The organism is Sorangiineae bacterium MSr12523, from assembly GCA_037157775.1.
In the GTDB taxonomy this organism is placed as follows: domain Bacteria; phylum Myxococcota_A; class Polyangia; order Polyangiales; family Polyangiaceae; genus Pendulispora; species Pendulispora brunnea.
Genome location: CP089982.1, coordinates 2,209,276 through 2,230,196, shown reverse-complemented (window position 1 = coordinate 2,230,196; position 20,921 = coordinate 2,209,276). Strand labels below are relative to the sequence as shown.

Sequence of the window (20,921 nt, the reverse complement as noted above, 5' to 3'; positions counted from 1 at the left end):
ATTGCAACGAACCCGCCTCCGAACAACCTCCGCCTCTCGCCGAAGACGCTATTCGTGGACGCGTGCTGGTGGTCGACGACGAACCTGCGGTGCGCCGTGGCATCTGCCGCGCGCTGCGGCTCGATGGGTATGTCGTCACCGAAGCGCGCAGTGGCGATGAAGCATGGGACATCCTGACCAACGGTCGGCTCTTGCCGGACGTCATGGTCCTCGACCTCATTCTACCGAATGAAACGGGCCTTCAATTCCTCGCCCGTCTTCCGCAACCGTTGCCGCTCGCCGTGATTCTCGTTTCCGGCCAAGGAAGGATTCCGCACGCCGTCGAAGCGCTCCGTCTCGGTGCGAGTGACTTCCTCGAGAAGCCCGTCGGCATCGACGAGCTTCGCCCGGCCGTCGAACGAGCGGTCGCCCTTCGTCGCTCTCAAAAGGAGCGTTCCTGGCAGGAAACGGTCACCAGCGCCGTGGCTCCCGCCCTCCCCGCGCCGAGTGGCGCGCGTTTGCGCAAAGGCTCCTACCAGTCGCTCATCGACGACTCGGAACGCCACGTGCTTCGCTCGACGCTCGATCTCTGCCAAGGCAACGTTGCCGCTGCAGCGCGCATGCTTCATCTGGACCGGGGCAACCTGTTCCGCCGCTTGAAGCGCCTTGGAATGCGCTGACCATCCTGCGCATCGCAGTCGGCAAAAAAAAGAATTCACAGGGAGGCGGGGAGACGGGGAGTTTTTTTGGTTTCCAATCGCCCATTGCGAGCCATCGAAACCCACAAAAACTCCCCGCCTCCCCGTCTCCCTGTTCAATCCTCTTCTCTTAGAGTCCTTGATGAATCGTGTGCTCCGCGCGCTGCGCGAGGATGCGCACGGCCATGTTGAACGACGCGAAACGCTCGTCCTTGGTGAGACCCTGCTTGTACCTCCAGTAGATCTGCTGGAGCACCCCCGTGTTCTTGAACAAGGCGAACACGAGGAAGAAGCGCAGATCGCGCGATTTGCGTCCGCTCTTTTCGAAGTAGCGCTCGGCGACCTCACGCCGCGTGAGCGCGCCGGGAAGCGTGGTCGGACCGAACGCGAGGAACTTCAACTCGTCGGGATCGCCCGCCTCGACCCAGTAGCTGAGCGTCGTGCCGAGATCCATGAGGGGATCGCCCAAGGTGGACATCTCCCAGTCGAGCACACCGCGCACGCGGACGATGTCGTCGGGGTCGAGCACCACGTTGTCGAACTTGTAGTCGTTGTGAATCACCGCTGCGCGAACGCTGCCCGAGTCGTCGGCCTCGGCCTCGTCGGTGCGCGCCGCAAGCCAATCGGCCACGCGGTCCATCTCGGGGACCTCGTCGGTCTGCGCGTCGCGGTATCGCTTGGTCCAGCCGGTCACCTGGCGTTCGATGTATTTTGCAGGCTTTCCCAAGTCGCCGAGCCCCGCCGCCTCGTAGTCCACGGCGTGCAGCGCCACCTGCGCATCCACCAGCGATTCACACAGCCTTCGCATCAACGGCGCATCGACACCGAGCTCGCTCGGCATGGTACGGCGCAAGATGACCCCGTTCACGCGCTCCATCACGTAGAAGGGCGCGCCCAGCACCTCGGGATCCTCCGTGTAAGCCACCGGTCGCGGCGCCGGCGCGTACACGCCGGACAGCTTCGACAAAATGCGAAACTCGCGGCCCATGTCGTGCGCGCTCTTCACGCGGTTGCCGAACGGAGGTCGCCGCAGCACCAGCTCGCGCTCGGGTGTGCGCACGAGGTACGTGAGGTTCGAGTGTCCGCCGGGGAACTGCAGAATCTCGATGGGCCCTCCGATGTTCGCCTCGCGCTCGAGAAAGCTCGCGAGCTTCACCGCATCGAGCTCTTCGCCCGCACGAACCGGCTTTGCACCATCGACTTTAACCGCGCTCATGACGACACCTCCAACCCGTAGCCCTTGAGGATCCGTTTGGCGACGACCACCTTGTGCACTTCGTCCGCCCCGTCGTAAATGCGCGCCGCCCGCTCGTGCCGATAGAAGAATGCCAGCACCGTGTCGTCGGTCATGCCGAGAGCACCGTGCACTTGAATCGCCCGATCGATGACCCGCTCGAGCACGCCCGCGACGAAGAACTTGATCAGCGAGACGTCCTCGCGCGCGGCGTAGGCGCCCTCGCGTTCCATCTTCCATGCGGCATGAAGCACCATGAGCCGTGCCGCTTGGATCTCCGCGCGGCTCTCCGCGATCCACGCCTGGACGATCTGCTTCGTTCCCAGCGGCTTGCCCGGCGCCACGTTGCGCGAGGCCGCACGCTGGCACATCAACTCGAACGAGCGCTCGCAGATGCCGATCCAGCGCATACAGTGGTGGATGCGTCCGGGGCCGAGCCGCTCCTGCGCGATGCCGAAGCCCGCGCCCTCGAGACCGAGCAAGTTCGTCTGCGGCACGCGGCAACCTTCGAAGACGACTTCGCCGTGGCTCATGTAGCCATCGCCCGACTCCCCCATCACCGAGATGTTGCGCACCAAGCGAAACCCCGGCGTGCTCGTGGGCACGATGATCTGGCTCGCACGGGCATGCGGCGCGGCCTCCGGATTGGTCACGGCCATGACGATCGCGAAGGCCGCACCGTCCGCCGACGAAGTGAACCGCTTGTGTCCGTGGATGACGTAGTCGTTGCCGTCCTTCCTCGCCGTCGTGGAGAGCCACGTGGGGTTCGAGCCCGCGTGCTCGGGCTCCGTCATGGCGAAACAGCTGCGAATGTCACCGCGCGCGAGCGGCTCGAGGTACGTCTTTTTCTGCTCGTCCGTGCCGAAGGCGTGGAGAATTTCGATGTTGCCCGCGTCGGGTGGCTGGCAATTGAAGACGTAGTGCCCGAGCGGTGAGCGCCCGAGCTCTTCACTCACGCGCGCGTGCTCCGTCAGTCCGAGGCCCATTCCTCCCAGCGTCTTGGGGATCTGCGGACCCCAGAGACCCTTTTCTTTCACCTTCTGACGAACCTTCGCCAGCGCGGGCTCGATGGCGGCAAATCGCTTCTCGTTCGCGAGCCGCTGCTCCAACGGGATCAACTCCGTATCGACGATGGAGCGCATCGCTTCGAGATGCGACTGCAATTCAGCGGGGACGGGAAACATGGACCGAGCGTACCTCAGAACGAAGTCCGCTCGTCCTCGGCTTCTTCCAGGATTTGCGCCATGAAGTGCACCAGAGCCCACCGGTCGGACACACTTGGTTCGCCCTGCAGCTCGACGTGCTGCACCGCCGGGCTGATCAAGGTGTTCTTCAAGTAGCCCGATGGGACCTCGGTCGCGAGCCACGACGTCTCACTCGGCGGAATGACCGAATCACCGGCCCCATGAAGGAGAAAAATCGGGACACGCAGACCCGCGAGATGCCCGCGCGGTGAGACGTCGCGCATCGCGGCTTGCTGCCCATCGACGACGCGCAAGATGTCGGGCGCGAGCTCCGAGCCTTTTCGCTCGAACAGCAGCTCCAATTTTTTCCGCGACGCCTCGTCGAGCTTCGCGGCGAGCGCGCGGGCCTCGCCCTCCTCGCCCCAGAGCCAATGCCGGAGCGCATTGCGGGCACCCGGCGCGTCCTCTGCGGAGAAGAACTCCTCGGCGTGATCGCAGAGCAGCACCGCGGTGCCGTAGTCGTGCGCCTTCATGTGCACGGGGTGCCCGTCGGGCGCGGGGATCTCGTTCGTCGCAAAGAAGCGCGCCACGCGCGATAGATCGTCGTGCGCGCCCACGGCCACCACGAAGGCGATGGACGGCGCGTAGCGTGGATCCGCCGCCGCGAGCAACGCGAGCCCGCCGGCAAAGCTCATCCCCATGATGCCGACCTTCGCTTTGTGCCGGCGCTGGGCGAGGGCCTTCGCGGCCTCGCCGATGGTGCCAATGCTCGCGGGCTCGATGCGGTACTCTGTGAGCGCCTTGACCTCGGGCGTGTAGACGGCGACGCCCGACGATGCGATGGATCGCGCGAAGCGCTGAAGCCGCGGCTCGTCGACCCCGAGGCGATGCACCCCAGGCACGATGACCACCGCCGGAGGATCCCCCACCCCGTGCGGCACGTACAATCGCGCACGCGTGGGCCCCGTCGCCGTCTCGAGCGTGGAGCTCTCCTCGTCGACAGCATGGGCAGAGGCACGCGCGAGCCATGGCGCCGTCGCGGGATCTGCAGCGGCAAACCGCAGAAGAAGCCCCGTGGCACGAAGATGAGCCCCCACCGGACGCACCAGGAGAATGCCGATGACGAGAACGCCAACGAGCGCGAGCAGGCGACGGCGCGGCGCCAATGCCACCAGAGGATTCGCCATTTCCACCAGCTACGTGTTATGAGCCATTTGGGTGGCAGTTCTCTGTTATCGACTTTCGGCCGGGCAAGTAGGTAGAGAGGACATCGTCGAACCTGAAACCGTGGATGAGCTTCTGGCTCAAGTCAAATCCAATCAAGGTTCGACCGTTCTTCTAGGCACAGGCACCGAACAACCGGCTCAGCTCGCGGAGCGCATCCGGGCACTGGACGCCCATGCGAGCGTCATCCTCGAGAGCGAGGTCGCGACCAAGTTGCAGGAGCTTTCGCTGCTGCAACGCGCGCAGACGAATCTGCTCTCCATGGTGGCTCACGACATTCGGGCACCGCTCGGCGTCATCGTGGGCGCCATCAACGAGCTTTCGCATCAAGACGTGGGCGAGTTGAACGACGAGCAGAAGTTCTTGCTCGGCCTCGTCCGCCGCAGCGTGGAGCGGCTCACACGTCTCGCGTCCAACCTCGTGTTCTTGGGGCGCATGGAATCCGGGCGGGTGGAGCTCAAAAAGCGGCTCACCGACGTTCGCACCCTCGTGCGCAACGTGGCGGACGACATCCGCCGCATCGACGCCGGCACGAACATCGAGATCGCGGTCGACCTGCCCGAGCAACCGGCGGAGGCCGTGGTGGACGCCGACCGATTCACGCAGGTCGTGACGAACCTGCTCTCCAACGCCGTTCGCTTCGCCAAAAAGGTCATTCGCGTTCGATTGCAGCAGGTGGACGCGGACGTCGAGCTTTGCGTCGAAGACGACGGCCCCGGCATCCCGGATGGGCAGCTGGCCAACATCTTCGAGCGCTTCTCTCGCCTGGACGCGCCCAAGAGCGGCACGGGCCTAGGTCTCGCCATCGTTCGCGGCGTCATCGATGCCCATGGGGGCTCCGTTCACGCCGAGAACCTGCAAGACGCCAACGCCACACGCGGCGCGCGTTTTACCGTCCGCATCCCCCGCGCACTGAACGCGTGAGGTTTCTTCCCATCCCGCTCCCGCTCCCGATCCCGATCTTCTCCAATGAGATCGGGAGCGGGAGGGGGAGCGGGAGCGGGTTCATCTAGGTCGCTTTGATTGCGCCGTTGCGGCCGTCGTTTTCGCCGACCCTCGGTGAATTGTGCTTCACCTCGCGGGAGACGAAATCGTCGACTTGGTGCTTCGCATGGCGGGCGCCTTCGACGATCTCCTGCTTCGCGTGACGAACGCCCTGGTTGATCTCGTTCTTCACGCTGCGCATGCCCTCACCGAGCTTTTTGCGCACGTCGGCAGGCGGCACCGGGCTCGCGAGCAACCCTGCGCCTGCGCCGACCAGGATGCCCGCCCCGAAGATGCCGACGATGGTGGCGACGCGCTCGAACGTGCTCCTGCGTCGCTCGAGTCCAAGTCGCTCCAATAGCGAGTCCGCATCCACACGCGGCAAGGACGGCATGGCCTTCATCAATTTGGCATACTTCATGAGGTGGGCTCCTTTCTTTTTTCAGGATCGGAGTGCGTGCTTCTGACGAAGCGCACGCACACGATCGTGCGATCGGCTGACGGCCGAGTACTGCCGTTCGACGAGCGCTTTCACATCACCACCGAGATCGAGGGTGAGTGCCCGGGCATAACGCTTTCGCGCGTTCTGCTCGGCGCGTTCGACTTCGCGAAGAACCGCGTAGTCTTCTCGAACGGCCACGGCGGACTTCACGTCCATCCACGCTTGAAGCAATGCGCCTTCCAGCGTGCCGTGGTTCTGTGGATTCCCCCCCAAGCGTAAGACGGTTGCTTGCAGTTCGCGTGCGAACTGCGTTCGCTCCTGCGCGTGCTGCGCAAACAAAGCTTTGTAGTCTGGATCGAGCGCATCGCCGGCGGCGAGCGAGAACATGCGCCCACCATCCAATGCGACTTCGACGAGGCCGTTCAGAACCAAGACGAGCGTCGGCGTGTCGACCACGTCGGTGCGCTCCTCGACCTCCGGTGCCGAAGGGCGCGGCACCGCAGGTGCGGGTGCGGCTGCCGTGGCGACGTCGTTCTTCTTCGTTTGATCGCTGCTGACACTTGGATTCATGACGGGACCCCACTTCCAAAACGGCCCTGACCAAACCCCCAACGCGAATCCCCCCGAACGTTTCAACCGGTACGCAATCCGTGATGCTTCATCTGGTAGTCGTATTGGTTGCAGCGGATGTGCCACCCGCTCCGTGCGCGATGCGAACGACGAGGTCGCGAAGCACGGCAAAGTCGAACGGCTTGTGCACCATCGCCGCCGCGCCCAGGTCGCGTGCGAGGATGTCCATGTTGTCGTCGCCAACGGCGCTGACGAGAACGATGGGCACGCTCGATTCGAGATCGCGCAGCTTTTCGATGACACCGAATCCCGACACCCGAGGCATCATGAGATCGGTCACGATGACATCGGGTGGATGCTGCCCATCGTACATATCGAGCAGTTCTTCGCCGTTTTGAGCTTCGAGCACCTCGAAGCCAGCACGTCGGATCACGCTGGCGAGCAGCCGACGGTGGTCGGCATCGTCATCGGCGATGATCGCGCGCTTTGGCGGACCAATCCGTTTGTCGCCCCCCTCGTTGTTCGCGACCTGTCGACGCCGCGCTGCGATCCTTGCTGCTGGAGCGACCATGGCGCTCGGCCATTGCAGCCCTTATGCCGATAAAATAGGGGGCAAATCAATTCGCCTAAGCGAACTTGGCGTGGCGATTCGCCCCATCCGTTCCAAAACGTCTCTCGAGGGGCTTCAAAGCCCCTGCGGGAGACGAGCGCGCGTTACTCCCGAGCTTCCTTCTTGTTCTCGGCCACGCCACAACGTTCGAGCTTGCGGTAGAGCGTTCGGCGATCGAAGCCCAGGACCTGAGCGGCCATCGTCTTGTTGCCGCCCACGGCCTCGAGCACGCGCAGGATGTAGCGCCGCTCGACCTCGTCCATCGGCAGAAGCTCCGATGGATCCTCAGTCTCGACGATGACCCGCGACGATTTGAAGTCGCGAATCTTCTCCGGCAGATCATCCACGCCGATCTGATCGTAGCGGGCGAGGGCCACCGCACGCTCGACGCAGTTTTGCAGCTCGCGCACGTTGCCGGGCCACGGATAGCTCAGAAGCTTGTCCGCTGCGCCGCTGGACATGCCCTTCACCTTCGAGCGGCCCTGTGCCGAGTACCGCTCGATGAAGTGCTGCGCGAGCAAGAGCACGTCGCTCCCGCGCGAGCGCAGCGGCGGCACGTTGATGCGCACGACGTTGATGCGGTAGAAGAGGTCCTCGCGGAACCGCTTTTCCTCGACCTCGGTTTCGAGATCGCGGTTGGTCGCCGCGACGATGCGGGCATCGAACGGGACCTCGACGTCGCCGCCAACGGGCCTCACCGTGCGCTCTTGCAACGCACGGAGCAGCTTGGCCTGCATGCCCATCGGCATCTCGCCGATCTCGTCGAGGAACAAGGTGCCACCTTGGGCTTTGACGAAAAGACCCGGGCGCGCCTGACGCGCGTCCGTGAACGCGCCACGCGTGTGGCCAAATAGCTCGCTTTCGAGCAGGGTTTCGGGCATGGCCGCGCAGTTGATGGCCACGAAGGGACCTCGATTGCGGGGGCTGCGCTTGTGGAGGGCACGCGCGACGAGCTCCTTGCCGGTACCGCTTTCGCCGGTGATGAGCACGGTGGTGTCGCTGTCGGCGACGCGATCGAGAAGGTCGTAAGCCTTCTCCATCGCCGAGCTCTGGCCGATGATGTCGTCGAACTTGCTCGAGTCGTCGACGGCGCGCTTGAGACGTTTGACCTCTTCACGAAGAGCGCGATGACGAAGGGCGCGCTCCAAGGTGAGCGCGATGTCATCCATCTCGAAGGGCTTCGTGACGAAGTCGTACGCGCCGGCTCGGATGGCCGCGACGGCCGTCTCCATGCTGCCGAAGGCGGTCATGACCACGACCGGGATATCTTCGCGGTTTTCGGCAATCTGGCGGCACAAGTCGACGCCGCTCATGCCTTGCATGTTCAGATCGGTCACGACGACGTCGAAGTCCTGATCGGCCAGCGCACGCAGCCCCTCGTCCGGGGACGTGCGCCATGCGACCTCGAAGTCTCGCCGTCTGAGCGCGCTATCGAGGATCTCGCACATGCTGCGATCGTCGTCGATGATGAGAATACGCCCCTGCACCGGATCGCTCCGGACCGGAAGAGACGTAGGCGTTCCGTTCGGGATGATTTGTGTCATGGCTTACCCGTTCGATGCTGGGCACGCTGTTGCGTTTCTGTATTAGGGAGGATTGCCTCCGCACAGTTTGCCATTCCCGAAATGTATCGCAAACTTAGAGTGTGTCAGCCGCAATCTCCCTCACGGTAGAGCGAGGCATTTATGCGGGCTTTCACGGGAAACGATGAATCGCACGGCGGTGCCTCACCCCGCGTAAGCGTCCTCACCGTGTTGCGTGGAGTCAAGTCCCTCTCGCTCATCGGCAGCCGACGCACGGATGCCCATGGCCCGGTCTATCAGCTTGAGCAACACCCAGGTGACGGCCGCAGCGTAGAGCCCGGAGGCGGCACAGGCCACGATCTGGATGAGGAACGTGCGGGCGCCGCCGAAAAGGAGGCCATCGGCTCCGTCGGCGTTGTAGGCGGTCTGGGCGAAGACTCCGGTGAGGACGGCGCCGGTGAAGCCACCGACTCCATGGACTCCGAACGCGTCGAGTGAGTCGTCGTAGCCGTACTTGTATTTTGCAAGCACACCGGCATAGCACGCGAAGCCGGCGAGGACGCCAATGACGATGGCGGCCCATGGCGCCACGAAGCCGGCCGCGGGTGTGATGGCCACCAGCCCCGCCACGAGACCGGAGGCGACGCCGAGTGCAGTCGGCTTTCCGCGGTGCCACCACTCGATGAAGAGCCAGCCCAGGGCACCACCGGCCGCGCCGAGGTGGGTGACGATGAAGGCCAGGGCGGCGAGAGGCGTCGACTTGAGGGCGCTCCCTGCGTTGAATCCGAACCAACCGAACCAAAGGAGGCCAGCCCCGGTGAGGGTCATGGTGAGGTTGTGCGGGAGAGGGCGCTCCTGCGGATATTTCAAGCGCGGCCCGAGCACGAGGGCGCAGACCAGCGCCGAGGCTCCCGCAGTGAGGTGCACGACGGTGCCGCCCGCAAAGTCGAGCGCGTGCAGCTCGAAGAGCCACCCTCCCGTCGCCCACACCCAATGGGCAACGGGCACGTAAACGAGGGCGGACCAGAGGACGATGAAGACCATGTACGCGGAGAATTTCATGCGCTCCGCGACGGCACCGGAGATGAGAGCGGGCGTGATCGCGGCGAACATCATTTGAAACGCGATGAAGGCGTAGTTCGGAACGGTGTCGTGCAAGGTCCCGACGGTGGCGCGAAGCCCGATGTAATCGAGCCCTCCAATGAGGCCTCCATGGGTCGGCCCAAACGCCAGCGAGTACCCAAAGAGCACCCACGTCACACTGAGCACCGGCAACGCCGCAAGCGAGTGCATGAGGGTCGAGAGCACATTCTTGCGCCTCACCATCCCGCCATAAAAGAGCGCAAGCGCAGGGATCATCAGCAGAACCAGCGCCGAGCTCACAAGCAGCCACGCCGTGTCGCCCGCACTCATCGCATCCGCCGTCATATTGTCATTGGATGTAAAGGCGCGCCTGTTTCGGAGAGGTTTCCTGGTGGACTTTCAGGGGATTTTTGACGGCAGGGGTCGCCGCGGCGGCTTCGTGCACGAGCGCGTGCGCGTGCACGTGCACGACCACGACCACGAGAGACGATCACGATCACGAGAGACGATCACGATCACGATCCGTGATCGTGCCCCGTGATCGTGATCGTGACCCGTGCACGTGCACGCGCTCGCGCTCGTGCTCGATCCTCTAGCCGTCCCCCCCCACCGCCCTCAGAAACCGCACCATCTCGCCGTTCACCTCCCCCGGTTTTTCTTCATTCAACCAATGGGTCGCATCCGGAAAGCGCTTTATCGTCAGGTTCGTCACGTGCTTCTCGAGCCCGTCGAGGAGACAAGGGTGAAGCGCGCGATCCTTCTCGCCCCAGAGCACCAACGTCGGGCGCGTAATCACCGGGATTTCTCGATAGCCCCGCGCGGCGGCGCGGTAGTAGTTCACCATGCTGCGGGCGGCGCCGGGTTTGCGGACGGCGGACGTGTACGTGGCGAGGTCCTCTTTCGAGAAGACGCCGGGTCCGTAGAAACGGAGCATGCGCTCGAGGATGCCTTTGCGCGCGAGCATGCGCTCGGGCAAGAACGGCAGCTGAAAGAGGAACACGTACCAAGAGCGCGTGCGCTGCTTCTGGCTCCGAAAGAGCGACTTCATGAACACGTCGGGATGCGGCCCGTTCAAGATCACCAAGCGGTCAATCATCTCGGGATGCGCCGCGGCCACGTGAAAGGCGACGACCCCGCCCCAATCGTGCCCAACGAGGTGGACCTTCTCGTAACCGAGGGAGTGCACCAACTCGCGCACATCGGCAACGAGGCGCTCCGTCTTGTAGTCGGCCACCGCCTTCGGCTTGTCCGATAGCCCATAACCGCGCATGTCCGGAGCAATCGCGCGGAAGCCCGCATCGGCCAAGCTGGGCAAGTGCTTGCGCCACGTGTACGAATTCTGCGGAAAGCCGTGGAGCAAAACGACGGGCGGCCCCTCCCCTTTCGACGTGACGGAGAGGGTGATCCCCGAACCGAGTGCCATCCGTCGACCTTCGAAATCCGCACCACTCTTCATGGGCGGAAAGATTGTCGCGACTTGGCGGAGTGCTCAACACAAACGAAACGTGGGGCAACGACGCTGTCGTTGCCCCACTTTGAACTACGTTATTGCCAAAGAACCGGCTTCGAGGGCCGGTTCTTGACGAACGAAGAATTACTTCTTCGGCTTCTCGGTCGCGCTCTTGGCGGCGGGGGCGGCCTTGGCAGCCGGCGCCTTGCCGAGAACCCAAGCCAACGTGACAAGAGCGGCTTCGCGCTTGCCCGACGCGCTCGCGCCATCGACCTTCGCCACCGTGTCGGCCTTCTTGGCCTTCGGCTTCTGATGGGTGATGGTGCCGTCGTCGTTGACGGTGACCTTGCTGCCGTCGTCGCCCGCGAGCTCGTCGCCGGCGCCGAACTTCAGACCCGAGGCGGAGCCGCCAGAAACGGCGCCGTCCGAGGTGACGGAGAAGAGGGTCGTGCCCGACGCGTCGGAGACGCTGTCGGCCGAGACCTTGCCAACCGGCTTGCCGTCGGCGGTGATGGATCCGTCGCTCGCGACCTCGATCGCCTTAACCTTGCCGGCCTTCGGCGTGATCTTCAACGCAACGACGTTGATAGCCGGGGGCGGCGGCGGCGGCGGCGGGGGTTCCGGCGCGGGCGGCGGGGTGGTCGCAACGGGTTCCGGTGCGGGGGGCGGAGGCGGCGGTGCTGCGGGCACAGCCTCCTCTTGGGTCTTGGGCGGGGGAGCTTCGTCTCCGCCGCAGGCCGAGATCCCCATCGTAAGTGCCGCAATGGCGGCGATAACCTTGAGAGTGCTGGCTCGCATGCGGGGGACCCTAACAGTCTCCGCGAAACGAAACAATATCACGATGCGTTCCAAACGCATTTTGCGTCGCACCGGGTCAAAAGCTCAGCTCGAGCTTATAGAACGCCCGGTTTCGGCCGAAATTTTCACCGGCGCCCATCCAAAACCGCCCATTCGGAACGCCTCTAAACCTTCTTCATCTTCCACCGACCGCGTCGAAAGACCGCGGCGGATAGGACAGCGAGCGTCGAATAAGAGATGGCGAGGGCGGCGAACACGCCGCGTGCACCGAGTGAGGTGTGCTGCGAGAGCAACCACGCGACGGGCAATTGGAGCACCCAAAACGAGACGAAGTTGAGGATGGTGGGCGTCCAGGTGTCGCCCGCACCGTTGAAGGATTGGGAGAGCACCATTCCATATCCATAAAATAGGAACCCTGCGCTCACCGAGCGAAGGCATGAGACACCGTACGAGCGAACGACATCGTCCGGCGTGAACAAGGCGACGAGCCAAGGCGCGAACACGACGAAGAGCAGGCCCACCGCGGTGAGGATCATCGCGTTGTAAAAGCCGGCACGCCACACGGATTGCTCGGCGCGATCGGGCTTTCCGGCCCCGAGGTTCTGCCCCACCAAGGTGGCCGCCGCATTGCTGACACCGATCGACGGCAGCAGCGCGAACATGATGATGCGCAATCCAATCGTGTAACCGGCGAGCGGCGCGCTGCCAAAGTCCGAGATGATGCGCACCAGCCCCACGTAGCTCGTGGTCGAGATGAGGATCTGAATCGTGCCCGAACCGGACAGGCGCAACACGCTGGCCATCAGGCCGAAGTCGAGGCCCAGCGTCTCGCGCGTGAGCTTGATTTTGCTGCGACCGCTGGTGAGCAAGTAGAGCTGGAACAGCACCGCCGTGCCGCGCCCAATCGTGGTCGCGACGGCTGCGCCGGTGACGCCCAACGCGGGGAACGGACCAACGCCGTAGATGAAGCACGGCCCGAGAACGATGTTGAGGAAGTTGCCCAACCAGAGAGAGCGCATCGAAAACGCCGCGTCGCCGGCGCCGCGGAAGATCGCGTTGATGACGTACAAGAGGAAGACGGTCACGTTGCCGCCCATCGTCACTTGCGTGAATCGTGAGCCGCTGGCGATGACGTCGGGCGTCGCGCCCATCATGCGCAGCAGCGAGGGCGCATTGGTGATGCCGGCGACGGCGACGCACGCGGAGATGCCCGCGCCGAGCAAGATGGCCTGCACCGCAGCGCGCGCAGCTTCGACGTGCTTCTTCTCGCCGATGCGCCGTGCGACGAGGGCCATCGCTCCAATGGCGACGGCCATCACCACCGACTGCATGATCATCATGATCGATTCGGTGAGGCCGACGATCGCCGTCGCATTCGCACCGAGCTGCGAGACCCAGAAGACGTCGGCCACCGCGAAGACGGAGCCCATCATCATCTCGAGAACCATGGGGATCGCGAGCATGACGACGGATCGGGCGATGGGTGCCGTCGTATGATCGATGGGCGCGCCGCGAATGGCATCGCGCACGAGCGCCCAAGCGGCGCCGAGCCCTCCTCGCGACAACGACGTTTCGTTCAGAGAATCGACCGCGCGTTCGCTGGACTCAGCCATGGGGTCCAGACGGAATACGGTCCCGTCCGTGCCGCGGCAAGTCCTTTATCCGAGCGACAAATGTAACGTTATCCGTTCGACAACGTCACCGCGATGCCCTGACCGACTCCGATGCAAGCCGTGGCAAGTCCGTGCTTCTTTCCGCGCAATCGCAGCTCGTGGGCAAGGGTTCCGACCAACCTTGCACCGGAGCAACCCAATGGATGTCCTAGTGCAATGGCACCCCCGTTGGGATTCACCTTGCTCCGATCCAGTTCCGGCCAGGCGGCGAAGCATGCGAGGACTTGGGCGGCGAAGGCCTCGTTCAATTCGACAACGTCCAAGTCGGACACAGCCAAATCGCCTCGCTTGAGTGCGCGTTGCGAAGCTTCCACCGGGCCGAGTCCAAAGAGGTGCGGCTCGATGGCGCTGACCGCAACGGACCGAATGCGGGCCAGCGGGGTCAGGTCGAGCTCACGCGCCGCACGGGCCGATGTTAAAAGGAGGGCCGCGGCGCCGTCGTTCATCGGCGATGCATTGCCCGCCGTGACGGTTCCTTTCGATGTGCGGAATACAGGGCGCAGCTTGGCGAGCTTCTCGAAGCTCGTGTCCGCGCGGATGCACTCGTCGCGAACGAGCTCCCACGAACCGCGGATCACCTCCGCATCGTAGCGGCCACTCTCCCATGCGGCGTGCGCACGTCGGTGGCTCTCGACCGCAAACTCGTCCTGCGCCGCTCGCGCGATGCTGTACTTGTCCGCGAGGATCTCGGCCCCCTCGCCCAAGGCGACGGTCCATTCGGACGGCATGGCGGGATTGGTCATCCGCCACCCGAGGCGTGTGCTGAACGTGGGCAGCTCGCGTGGATACGCGTCTTCTGGCGCGGGAATGACGAACGGCGCCCGGGTCATCGACTCGACGCCACCGGCGATGCACACATCCGCCTCACCGAGCGCGATGGCACGGTACGCGGAAATCACCGCCTCCATTCCGGAGCCGCACAACCGATTCACAGTTGCAGCAGGGACGGACACGGGAAGACCAGAAAGCAGCACGGCCATCCTGGCCACGTTGCGGTTGTCTTCGCCGGCCCCGTTTGCATTGCCCGCGTACACCTCATCAAGGCGTTCACCCACGCGGGGATGGCGTTCCGCCAGGGAGCGGAACACGGCGGCTAGCAGATCATCCGGACGAACCTTCGCAAGCCCGCCGCCGAGGCGACCCAAAGGGGTACGAACAGCATCGACTACGAAAACTTCCGCCATGACCACCGTCTATAGTCGACAAAAGCTCGCGACGCGACGCCTGGACGCGCCAGACGCGCGCCGCGATTCGGTGATCGTGGCACGACCGTGCCTGCCTACTAGGAGGCGCGACGCTGAGCGTCGTCTTGAGAGCCTTCTACGGTGCTCTCCGGCTCGGCCTGCGGCGACTCTTCCGTCGCCTGAGCGGCGACAGTCTCGCCTTCCTTCTTCTCGGCTGTGGCGGCACGGCGGGCTTCTTCCATACGACGACGGTGACCGGCGCCGCGTGCCTCGCCCCCACGACGGCCAATTTCGGCCATGTGGGCGCGGTTCTGACTCACCGCGACCCCCCCCTTGCGACCCGCTGCGCGAGCTTCATCACTTGTAAACTCGTGGGCGCTCCCACGTTCGTGCGCAGCTTTACCGCCCTGTCGCGCGATCTGACGCTGACGCTCCGGATCCATGCTTCCAAAGCCGCGCTTCTTCGTTGCAGGGTTCGTCTCGTTACTAGGCATGACTTCACTCCATCTGAATCTGACTGCTGGTAGGGTCCACCCCGACGCTAGTGCAGAGTGCGTGCCGGCGGCGAGGTCGCCTTTCTCCGTACCCAACAATCCGAATGCTTGTGGCATTTCACGACCCTTGTAGCGATCGCGAGAAGCCTCGCGAAAATGTGGCGCGCTCATCCCCCGCAGAATCTGCGCCGGTTCGCATACTTGCGGTCTCTTGGATCATGGCCGATCCACGGCAATTCGTGGGAGCTCGCGAAGCGGACTGCAGATTGTGCGTGCCACGCGATACCGTGCACGAGGGGCAGGATGGCGCGTCAAACAGCCTATTGCGTCAGCTTCGCGCGCCCGCTCGGGCTGGTCGCGAAAACGGCCGCGCGCGTTTTGCGCGATTGCGCACTCATGGGCAATATTCCGGAAAGTTGCGCGAAAACCCGTAACACGGCGTTAAGATGACCCGCAAGGTTCCAGCCGACCGGAAAATAGATTCCACCGCTGGATCATCACGCACTGCGTCATACAAGGAAGAGGCGAGGCCGGGCGGGATTGCTTGACGTCGAGATCCGACTTTCTTATACGGCGGGTCCCGAGTTCCCCCTTCCCGCCGAGGGGAGAGGGCTGGGTGTACCCACGATGAGCACCTCGTTTTCCCTCCCCGAGACGAAGCCCCTCGAAGCCGCGTCCCCTCGCTTTGCCGACTTCGTGGCGCTCACGAAACCGCGAATCACCGCGATGGTGATCATCACGGCCGCTGGAGGGATGTGCCTCGCGCCGCCCGAAGTTTCGGCGGTAACGATGGTGATGCTCCTCATTGGGATGGGGCTCATCGTGTCGGGCGCCAACGCGCTCAACATGTATTTGGAGCGCGATGTCGACGTGCACATGGTTCGCACGCGCAAACGCCCCCTGCCCGCCGGGCGCATGTCACCCAGGACCGCACTGTGGTTTGGCGTGGCGATTTCCATCATTTCGGTGCCCATTCTGGCGATTGGCGTAAACGCCACGACCGCGCTTTTGGGCGTGCTGGCCAACGTCAGCTACGTGCTCGGGTACACGCCACTCAAACAGCGATCCCACGTGGCGCTTTTCGTCGGCGCCGTGCCGGGTGCCATTCCGCCACTCATGGGGTGGACCGCCTCGACGGCCCATTGCGATGCCGGCGGCCTCGCGCTGTTTGCCATTCTTTTCTTCTGGCAGATTCCCCACTTTCTCGCCATCGCGCTGTTCCGGAAAGAGGATTATGCGCGTGCCGGACTTCAAGTGATGCCCAACGTATTGGGCATTTCTGCCACGAAGCAGAGCATCATCACCCATACCGGCGCTTTGGTTGCATCCACGCTACTCATCTTCCCACTCGGGATTGCGGGGCGTGGATACCTCGTGACCGCGTTCGTGCTTGGCTGCGTCTTTTTGGGCTGGGCGTCGTACGGTCTGCGAGAGACCTCCGGCAACAAGTGGGCACGTTCGCTGTTCTTCTACAGCATCGCGTACTTGGTCCTGCTCTTCATCGCTCTCGCCGCCGACGCTCGGGTCTAGAGCCCCCAATTCCGAGTCTTCGTTCCCCTTCGCGTGCACGTGTTCGTACCCGTGTGCGTGCTCGTGCTCGTCTTCGTGCACACGCACGTGCACGATCCTCTCGCCGTTCTCCCGCTCCCCACGCTTTCTCTGTCGAATATTCCCCACCCCATGCGGTCTGGCCTTGTGCGGCGAGGGGTCCGTCTCCTATAAGGACGCCGCAACTTGCCCGCAGCGGGCAGGCCTCCTCTCACTGGTTCGAGGCGGAGGTTTCCCGGCCCGACTTCGCCCGCTTCTAGGCCACCCGAATGCAAATCTTCCCCCGGTCGCTCAACAAGCTCCCCCTGATCGCCGCCGTCGCAACGGTCGGACTCTTGGGCAGCGTGGTGTTTGTCTTCTGGTACTACTTCTCGCCGAAGAATCTGCAGGTCGGCTACGCGCCGATCCAGCCGGTTCCGTACAGCCACAAGCTGCACGTCGGCCAACTCGGCATGGATTGTCGCTATTGCCACGCGAACATCGAACGCGCGGCCCACGCGATGATTCCAGCCACGCAAACCTGCATGGGATGCCACTCGGTCGTGAAGACCGAGAGCGCACGTCTCGCGAACGTGCGTTCGAGTTGGGACACCGGCAAGGCGATCGAGTGGGTGAAAGTCCACAAGCTCCCCGAGCACACGTTCTTCGATCACAGCGCACACCTTGCTGCTGGCGTCGGATGCGCGACCTGCCACGGTCGCATCGACGAGATGGAAATCGTCCGTCTCGACAAGCCGATCAGCATGGGTTGGTGCCTCGAGTGTCACCGCGATCCCACGCCGAATCTCCGGCCCAAAGATCAAATCACCAACATGGATTGGCGGCCCGAAATGGCCCCCGCTGGCTGGCAACCGCCCAGCGTGAATCCTCCCAAGCACTGCTCAGGGTGCCACCGATGAAACGCAAGCCGTACGACTTCCAAGACGTCGCCTCCTCGTCTTCTGGCGCCAAAGTTTTCTGGAAGAGCATCGAAGAAAAAGAGTCCGCCGATCACCTTCAGACGATGAAGGAAGCGGAGTTCCCGTTTGGCTTGGCCAAGCAGGTGGAGAAGGCCAAGGAAGAGGGCAGCGAAGCCCCGGTCTTTTCCGTCGATCGTCGTAACTTCCTCAAGTTCGGCTCTGCCGTCACCGCGCTGTTCGGCCTCGAGGGCTGCGTTCGCCGCCCCGTCGAGAAGCTCGTTCCGTACACGCGCGCGCCCGAGCAGGTCATTCCGGGCATTCCGAATCACTACGCCTCGGTCCTCAACCGACGCGGAGAGGCGCTCGGAGTTCTCGTGGAGAGCCACGAGGGCCGTCCCACGAAGATCGAGGGCAATCCGGACCACCCCGCGAGCCGCGGCGGCACCGATACGATTGCGCAGGCCATGATCTGGGATCTGTACGATCCCGATCGTTCGACGACGCCGCTCAACGCGAACGCCGCCGCCAAGTGGGATCAGTTCCAGGCGTACTTCGCGTCCACGCTGAAGGCGCACGAGGGTGACCAGGGTGCGCGTCTGCGCGTGCTGGCGGAGCCCTCGAACTCGCCCACGTTCATTCGGCTGCGCGATGCCGTCAAGGCGCGCTTCCCGCAGGCGAAGTTCCACACGTATTCGCCGGTGGACGATGGCAATGCGCGCGAAGGTGCACGCATCGCGTTCGGCCAGCCGCTCAATACGCTGTACGACTACGCGCGCGCCAAGGTGATCGTTTCGCTCGAGTCCGACTTCCTCGAGACCGAGGCGGGCAGCGTTCGCGCGACGCGTCTGTTCGGTGAAGGTCGCCGCGTTCGTTCGCCGGGCGACACGATGAGCCGTCTGTACGTCGTCGAGTCGACGCACAGCCTCACCGGCGCCAATTCGGATCATCGCCTGCGCCTCTCTTCGGGCGACATCGAGCGTTACGCACGCCTGCTCGCGAAAGAAGTCGCGGCGCTCGGCGTGGACCTGGGCAAGGTCGGCGGCGCGCTTGGCAATGTCGATGCTTCGGGCATCCCGGAGAAGTGGCTCAAGGTCGTTGCCAAAGAGCTTTCGGCAAACCGCGGTCGCGCGATCGTGGTCGTCGGCTCGCGGCAGCCGGCCGCCGTTCACGCCCTCGCGCACGCGTTGAATCGCGCGCTCGGGTCGGTGGGTCAGACGGTGCACTACGCGCCGGTGGCCGATCCGCACGAGGATGCATCGGCGGATCTGCGCACGCTCGCGCGTGACCTCGATTCGGGCAAGGTCGACACGTTGCTCCTCATCGGCGGCAACCCGGTGTACGACGCGCCTGGCGATTTGAAGTTCGCCGACAAGCTCGGAAAAGCGAAGAACACGGTTCACCTGTCGTCGCACGTCAACGAGACCAGCGAGAAGTGCACGTGGCACCTGCCGCGCACGCACGAGCTGGAGACGTGGGGCGATCAGCGCTCGCTCGACGGCACGTGGAGCGTTCAGCAGCCGCTGATTCTGCCGCTGCACGGCGGCAAGAGCGAGATCGAAGTCCTCGCGCTCATGGTGCCGGAGCTCGCGAACAAGAAGAGCTACGACCTGGTGCGCGACACGATGCGCGCGGCCTCGCCGACGCCGGCCAGTGGGCTGGCGGTATCGACGCCCGCGGCAACCGATCCGGCCGTGCCCGCAACGCCGGCTGCCCCCGCGGCTCCGGCTGCAGGTGCGGCAGGTGCGAAGGCTCCCGCTGCAGGGCTCATTCACCCGAATGCGCCGGCGCCCGGCAAGCCCGATCCCAAGGCGCTCGCCGTCGCGGGCGTGGCAGCGGCCGGCGCGAAGGCTGCGCCCCCTCCCCCGGCTGCACCTCCCGCAGCGCCCCCCGCAGTCCCGAGCCTCGCGGCATTCGACTTCGAGCGTCAGTGGAAGACGGCGCTGCAGAAGGGCATCATCGGCGGAAGCGCCCCCACCGCGTTCACCCCCTCGGACGTGCGCGCGGACGACATCGTCGCGGAGCTCTCCAAGGCGGCAAAGAAGGCAGGCGGCGGCCTCGAGGCCGTGTTCCTCCCCGACCCGAAGCTGCACGCCGGCGAGCACGCGAACAACCCGTGGTTGCTCGAGCTGCCCGACACCATGACGAAGATCGTCTGGGACAACGCGGCGCTGCTCTCCAAGAAGACGGCCGACGAGAAGGGCATCAAGAACGGCGACCTCATCAAGGTCTCGCGCGGCGATGCCTCCATCACGATTGCCGCGTGGATCCTCCCCGGCCAGGCCGACAACTCGATTGGCCTCCGCCTCGGCTGGGGTCGCGCCAAGCCCGGCCGCTACGGCAAGGGCCACGGCTTCGACGTCAACCCGCTCCGCTCGTCCGAGGCGCCCGGATTCGTCTCCGGCGTCAACATCGAGAAGACCGGCACGACGTACGACCTCACGCAGACGCAGGATCACGACTCGATGGAAGGCCGCCCGGTCGCCATCGACGCGACCCTCGAAGAGTACCGCGCGAACCCGTCGTTCACGCAGTACCGCAGCGCGAACCCCAAGACCCTCCCGCTCTGGAATCGCCAGGACTACTCGAAGGGTCACCAGTGGGGCATGTCGATCGACTTGAACCAGTGCACGGGCTGCAACGCGTGCATCATCGCTTGCCAGGCGGAGAACAACATTCCGACCGTCGGCAAGACCCAGGTCGGCCGCGGCCGTGAGATGCACTGGCTGCGCATCGACCGCTACTTCGTCGGCAACGACGTTGCGGATCCGCAGGTCGCCCTGCAGCCGCTCGCCTGCGTCCAGTGCGAGGAAGCGCCCTGCGAGAACGTCTGCCCGGTCAACGCCACGGAGCACAGCCCCGAAGGCTTGAACGACATGGCGTACAACCGCTGCATCGGCACGCGCTACTGCGCGAACAACTGCCCGTACAAGGTGCGCCGCTTCAACTACCTGGAGTTCCAGGGCGACCCGCTCTACGGCGACATGCCGGAGACGGTGAAGATGCAGTTCAACCCGAACGTCACCGTTCGCATGCGCGGCGTCATGGAGAAGTGCACGTACTGCGTGCAGCGCATCCAGGAAGCCAAGATCAACGAGAAGCGCACGGGCAAGCCGCTGCGCGACCAGAGCTTCACCACCGCGTGCGCGCAAGCGTGCCCGGCGGGCGGCATCGTCTTCGGCGACCTGAACGATCCCAAGTCGCGCGTTGCCGAGCTCCGCAAGCGTGACCGCAGCTACGCGCTCCTCGCCGACCTCGGTACGCATCCGCGCACCACCTACCTCGGCAAGATCCGCAACCCGAACAAAGAAATGGCCTAGCCAGGCCGTCTCTGGTTCGAACTGGTC

Annotated in this window: 18 protein-coding genes; 5 read left to right on the top strand and 13 right to left on the bottom strand. The window is 64.3% G+C overall.

Translation table 11 applies throughout. The features are described 5' to 3' along the window. Positions 1 to 62 precede the first annotated feature (62 nt). Positions 63 to 659 (top strand): response regulator, encoded by a 597-nt coding sequence (locus LZC95_09005; protein WXA96973.1) that lies wholly within the window; start codon positions 63 to 65, stop codon positions 657 to 659. Between the two features lie 148 nt (positions 660 to 807). On the opposite strand, the gene LZC95_09000 is transcribed toward LZC95_09005, so the two are convergent. The 3 genes from LZC95_09000 to LZC95_08990 are packed head-to-tail and all read right to left on the bottom strand — an operon-like array spanning position 808 to position 4,282. After that, positions 808 to 1,893, bottom strand: coding sequence for a phosphotransferase family protein (locus tag LZC95_09000; protein ID WXA96972.1), 1,086 nt, complete (start codon positions 1,891 to 1,893; stop codon positions 808 to 810). Next, positions 1,890 to 3,095, bottom strand: a complete 1,206-nt coding sequence (locus tag LZC95_08995) for an acyl-CoA dehydrogenase family protein (protein ID WXA96971.1) — start codon at positions 3,093 to 3,095, stop codon at positions 1,890 to 1,892. The genes LZC95_09000 and LZC95_08995 overlap by 4 nt, the downstream gene beginning before the upstream one ends. Positions 3,096 to 3,109: 14 nt before the next feature. Continuing rightward, positions 3,110 to 4,282, bottom strand: coding sequence for a hypothetical protein (locus LZC95_08990; protein WXA96970.1), 1,173 nt, complete (start codon positions 4,280 to 4,282; stop codon positions 3,110 to 3,112). Between the two features lie 100 nt (positions 4,283 to 4,382). On the opposite strand from LZC95_08990, the gene LZC95_08985 reads away from it, so the two are divergent. Then, positions 4,383 to 5,243 carry an ATP-binding protein gene (locus LZC95_08985; protein WXA96969.1) on the top strand — a complete coding sequence of 287 codons (861 nt, stop codon included), beginning with the start codon at positions 4,383 to 4,385 and terminating at the stop codon, positions 5,241 to 5,243. Positions 5,244 to 5,328: 85 nt separating this feature from the next. Here the strand turns inward: LZC95_08985 and LZC95_08980 are convergent, their stop codons facing one another. The 10 genes from LZC95_08980 to LZC95_08935 form a co-directional block, all read right to left on the bottom strand. Continuing rightward, positions 5,329 to 5,724 carry a YtxH domain-containing protein gene (locus tag LZC95_08980; GenBank protein ID WXA96968.1) on the bottom strand — a complete coding sequence of 132 codons (396 nt, stop codon included), beginning with the start codon at positions 5,722 to 5,724 and terminating at the stop codon, positions 5,329 to 5,331. 21 nt (positions 5,725 to 5,745) lie between these two features. Further along, on the bottom strand, positions 5,746 to 6,315 hold the full coding sequence (locus LZC95_08975) for a PA2169 family four-helix-bundle protein (protein ID WXA96967.1): 570 nt from the start codon (positions 6,313 to 6,315) through the stop codon (positions 5,746 to 5,748). Between the two features lie 88 nt (positions 6,316 to 6,403). Continuing rightward, positions 6,404 to 6,886, bottom strand: coding sequence for a response regulator (locus LZC95_08970; protein WXA96966.1), 483 nt, complete (start codon positions 6,884 to 6,886; stop codon positions 6,404 to 6,406). Between the two features lie 143 nt (positions 6,887 to 7,029). Then, a complete protein-coding gene (locus LZC95_08965; protein WXB00311.1) occupies positions 7,030 to 8,412 on the bottom strand; it encodes a sigma-54 dependent transcriptional regulator in 1,383 nt (460 codons plus the stop codon). Positions 8,413 to 8,652: 240 nt separating this feature from the next. Continuing rightward, positions 8,653 to 9,876 carry an ammonium transporter gene (locus LZC95_08960; GenBank protein ID WXA96965.1) on the bottom strand — a complete coding sequence of 408 codons (1,224 nt, stop codon included), beginning with the start codon at positions 9,874 to 9,876 and terminating at the stop codon, positions 8,653 to 8,655. Positions 9,877 to 10,123: 247 nt separating this feature from the next. Further along, entirely contained in the window at positions 10,124 to 10,987 is an 864-nt protein-coding gene (locus LZC95_08955; protein WXA96964.1) for an alpha/beta hydrolase, read from the bottom strand. 138 nt (positions 10,988 to 11,125) lie between these two features. Continuing rightward, the gene (locus LZC95_08950; protein ID WXA96963.1) at positions 11,126 to 11,779 is read right to left on the bottom strand and encodes a hypothetical protein; all 654 of its coding nucleotides are present in this window, start codon (positions 11,777 to 11,779) and stop codon (positions 11,126 to 11,128) included. 164 nt (positions 11,780 to 11,943) lie between these two features. Next, the gene (locus tag LZC95_08945) at positions 11,944 to 13,392 is read right to left on the bottom strand and encodes an MATE family efflux transporter (protein WXA96962.1); all 1,449 of its coding nucleotides are present in this window, start codon (positions 13,390 to 13,392) and stop codon (positions 11,944 to 11,946) included. 68 nt (positions 13,393 to 13,460) lie between these two features. Then, positions 13,461 to 14,636, bottom strand: a complete 1,176-nt coding sequence (locus tag LZC95_08940) for a thiolase family protein (GenBank protein WXA96961.1) — start codon at positions 14,634 to 14,636, stop codon at positions 13,461 to 13,463. 98 nt (positions 14,637 to 14,734) lie between these two features. Next, positions 14,735 to 15,079: a stress-induced protein gene (locus LZC95_08935; GenBank protein ID WXB00310.1), complete on the bottom strand. Its 345-nt coding sequence runs from the start codon at positions 15,077 to 15,079 to the stop codon at positions 14,735 to 14,737. 678 nt (positions 15,080 to 15,757) lie between these two features. On the opposite strand from LZC95_08935, the gene cyoE reads away from it, so the two are divergent. The 3 genes from cyoE (at position 15,758) to LZC95_08920 (ending at position 20,894) form a co-directional block, all read left to right on the top strand. Continuing rightward, a complete protein-coding gene (gene cyoE, locus LZC95_08930) occupies positions 15,758 to 16,660 on the top strand; it encodes a heme o synthase (GenBank protein WXA96960.1) in 903 nt (300 codons plus the stop codon). Between the two features lie 287 nt (positions 16,661 to 16,947). After that, a complete protein-coding gene (locus LZC95_08925) occupies positions 16,948 to 17,577 on the top strand; it encodes a cytochrome c family protein (protein ID WXA96959.1) in 630 nt (209 codons plus the stop codon). Further along, positions 17,574 to 20,894, top strand: coding sequence for a TAT-variant-translocated molybdopterin oxidoreductase (locus tag LZC95_08920; protein WXA96958.1), 3,321 nt, complete (start codon positions 17,574 to 17,576; stop codon positions 20,892 to 20,894). Before LZC95_08925 ends, LZC95_08920 begins: the two co-directional genes overlap by 4 nt. Positions 20,895 to 20,921: the final 27 nt, after the last annotated feature.

Bases quoted from the DNA above. Each gene is read 5' to 3' on its own strand.
- LZC95_09000 (WXA96972.1), bottom strand. From the start codon at position 1,893: ATGAGCGCGGTTAAAGTCGATGGTGCAAAGCCGGTTCGTGCGGGCGAA.
- LZC95_08995 (WXA96971.1), bottom strand. From the start codon at position 3,095: ATGTTTCCCGTCCCCGCTGAATTGCAGTCGCATCTCGAAGCGATGCGC.
- LZC95_08990 (WXA96970.1), bottom strand. From the start codon at position 4,282: ATGGCGAATCCTCTGGTGGCATTGGCGCCGCGCCGTCGCCTGCTCGCG.
- LZC95_08980 (WXA96968.1), bottom strand. From the start codon at position 5,724: ATGAAGTATGCCAAATTGATGAAGGCCATGCCGTCCTTGCCGCGTGTG.
- LZC95_08975 (WXA96967.1), bottom strand. From the start codon at position 6,315: ATGAATCCAAGTGTCAGCAGCGATCAAACGAAGAAGAACGACGTCGCC.
- LZC95_08970 (WXA96966.1), bottom strand. From the start codon at position 6,886: ATGGTCGCTCCAGCAGCAAGGATCGCAGCGCGGCGTCGACAGGTCGCG.
- LZC95_08960 (WXA96965.1), bottom strand. From the start codon at position 9,876: ATGACGGCGGATGCGATGAGTGCGGGCGACACGGCGTGGCTGCTTGTG.
- LZC95_08955 (WXA96964.1), bottom strand. From the start codon at position 10,987: ATGAAGAGTGGTGCGGATTTCGAAGGTCGACGGATGGCACTCGGTTCG.
- LZC95_08950 (WXA96963.1), bottom strand. From the start codon at position 11,779: ATGCGAGCCAGCACTCTCAAGGTTATCGCCGCCATTGCGGCACTTACG.
- LZC95_08945 (WXA96962.1), bottom strand. From the start codon at position 13,392: ATGGCTGAGTCCAGCGAACGCGCGGTCGATTCTCTGAACGAAACGTCG.
- LZC95_08940 (WXA96961.1), bottom strand. From the start codon at position 14,636: ATGGCGGAAGTTTTCGTAGTCGATGCTGTTCGTACCCCTTTGGGTCGC.
- LZC95_08935 (WXB00310.1), bottom strand. From the start codon at position 15,079: ATGGATCCGGAGCGTCAGCGTCAGATCGCGCGACAGGGCGGTAAAGCT.
- cyoE (WXA96960.1), top strand. From the start codon at position 15,758: ATGAGCACCTCGTTTTCCCTCCCCGAGACGAAGCCCCTCGAAGCCGCG.
- LZC95_08925 (WXA96959.1), top strand. From the start codon at position 16,948: ATGCAAATCTTCCCCCGGTCGCTCAACAAGCTCCCCCTGATCGCCGCC.
- LZC95_08920 (WXA96958.1), top strand. From the start codon at position 17,574: ATGAAACGCAAGCCGTACGACTTCCAAGACGTCGCCTCCTCGTCTTCT.